This window comes from Thioclava sp. SK-1 (assembly GCF_001705665.1).
In the GTDB taxonomy this organism is placed as follows: Bacteria; Pseudomonadota; Alphaproteobacteria; order Rhodobacterales; family Rhodobacteraceae; genus Thioclava.
In genome coordinates this window covers 1-2,295 of the sequence record NZ_MDHA01000001.1, presented here as the reverse complement: position 1 = coordinate 2,295, position 2,295 = coordinate 1, and the positions used below count along the sequence as shown (strand labels likewise).

Genomic DNA, 2,295 nt, shown 5'->3' with positions numbered 1-2,295 from the left:
GTGGCTGTGTGGCTCTTGCCCGTTCCGGGACCGCCGATCAAAACGACATTCTCGGCCGCTTCGATAAACTCGCATCGGTGTAGCTGCCGCACTGTTGCTTCAATGATCTCACTCGATGCAAAGTCGAAGCCCGTCAGATCTTTGTATGCGGGGAAGCGGGCAACCTTCGTGTGGTAGGCGATGGACCGTACCTCACGTTCGGCGATCTCGGCCTTGAGCAGCTGTGACAGCATTGGCGTGGCAGCTTCGAACGCTGGCGCGCCCTGGGCGACCAGATCGTCGACCGCATTTGCCACGTGTTTCGCCAGATCAGCTCGGCCTTGAGGGACTTGAAGAAGCTCTCGACTGCGAAATTATCGTAACAATTTCCCTTGCCAGTCATGGAAGGCAGCAGTTCGTGACGACCAAGGCGATTTTGATACTTGTGCGCACAATATTGCGCGCCGCGATCGGTGTGGTGAATGCAGCCAGGTGGCGGTCGACGTAACGCGATCGCCATGTCCAAAGCCCGCAAGACCAAGTCCTGTTTCATACGGCTACTGATCGCCCACCCAATCACGCGCTTCGAATATAGATCAATGATCACAGAGAGATAGGACCAGCCCTCGCGTGTCCAGATGTGGGTGATATCCCCCGCCCATTTCTGGTTCGGTGCTGTCGCTCTGAAATCTTGAGACAGAAAATTGGGCGCGATGTTGAAGCTGTGATTGCTGTCGGTAATGCGTTTGAATTTACGATTGCGTAGAACCTGGACGCCATTGTCGCGTAGTGAGGCGGAATAGAAAACAGCGTGGGGCGCTGTTTTCCCGACGAGCCTGGGCGACCCTGCGTTGCCCGACCCTGATGCCCAATTCATTTAATTCCTGCGTCATGCGCGGCCGGCCGTAGCTATCCAGACTGAGCCGGTGCTGTTCGCGGATATGCGCCAGCAGGTTCATGTCGCGCCGCTGGCGATGTGACGGCGGTCTACCGCACCACGCACGCAGGCCATGCGTCTGAAACTTGCATCCGGCGATAAAGACGAGCGCGTGAAAGATCTCCGCGATAGCCCGCAATGAATTGAAATTTCATTGGGTCGGGCATGCCCTCGGACCATGTATGGATGGCCCCTTGGCAAGAGCTTTGTTTGGGTCTGGCATTCCGGTCGGTCGCGGCCATGTATACGGCGTCAATTCGCAGCATCATAGCTGCGCGCCTTGATGAAGTCAGCCGGCGGACAGGTTCCGATCAATGGCACGCGCTCAAAGGCGCTTCGGTCCGAACTGGGTGTTCCGTTCCGCTGTTACCGTCCCTATGCCATCACCTCACGCTGCGCCTCACCATCTCCTGGGCTACCCGCTCAGTGCGGGTGGCCGGTCTTGATCATTTCATGCCAAACTCGCCCGATAGCTGTCACCGCGTTGGATCAGCGCCCAGATCGTGCGTGCCATACGGTTGGCTAGGGCGATTGCGACCACCTTCACCGGTTTGCGGTCGAGCATTCGGTCCAGCCAGTCGGGCGTAGCATTCGTGGCTGTCGTTCGCCGGACGCGCCGCGCACTAATCCTAGCCATAGCTCCCAAGTATAGCAGCCGTCGCAGATATCGATTGCCGGCCTTTGATATCCGCCCGAGTCGTTCCTTGCCGCCGCTGGAATGTGCGCGTGGGGTCAGGCCTAGCCAAGCCGCATAATCTCGGCCGCTGCGGAACGCACTCACATCTGGCGTCGTCGCGGCAAAGGCACTGGAAGAGATAGCTCCTACTCCGGGCACCGTTGCCAAACGCCGAGCCAGCGGATCATCAGCTTGGCTCTCAGCAATCCGTGCCGTGACCGCATCGATCCGATCCTGCGTGCCCTGAAGCTGTTCGGCCATCATATCCACGGCAGCTCGTGCGGCTTCCGGCATGTTTCGAGCGGCAGCGATCAGACGCTCAACGTTTTGGATGCCCTTTGCCACCACAATGCCGAACTCGCCAATATGCGCCCGGATCGCGTTGATGATCTGCGTACGCTGCCGTACGAGGAAATCCCGCGTCTTATGGTCAAGCAGAGCGGCTTGGGTCTCGACCGATTTCACTGGCACAAAGCGCATCGTCGGGCGCGTGACCGCTTCGCAGATGGCTTCCGCGTCCACCGCGTCTGTCTTGCCTCACTTCACATAAGGCTTGACGTAAGCGGGTGGCATGAGACGGACCTCATGCCCCAGCGCGGCAATTGCCCGCCCCCAGTAATGCGCCCCGGCGCAGGCTTCCATGCCCACAACACACGGTTCAAGCCGCGAGAAAAACAGCAGCAGTTGCGCCCGCCGCAACTGG

Annotated in this window: 1 protein-coding gene and 2 pseudogenes; all 3 read right to left on the bottom strand. The window is 59.1% G+C overall.

The window, feature by feature from the left end; translation table 11 throughout:
• Positions 1–296, bottom strand: a 296-nt coding sequence (locus BFP70_RS00015) for an ATP-binding protein (RefSeq protein ID WP_176715451.1), incomplete at its 3' end; no start/stop codon positions are given.
• Positions 284–1,080, bottom strand: a pseudogene (locus tag BFP70_RS20150) (IS3 family transposase); the annotation flags it as partial. The pseudogene BFP70_RS20150 and the gene BFP70_RS00015, both read right to left, overlap by 13 nt.
• Before the next feature lie 287 nt (positions 1,081–1,367).
• Positions 1,368–2,295, bottom strand: a pseudogene (locus BFP70_RS00005) (IS110 family transposase); the annotation flags it as partial.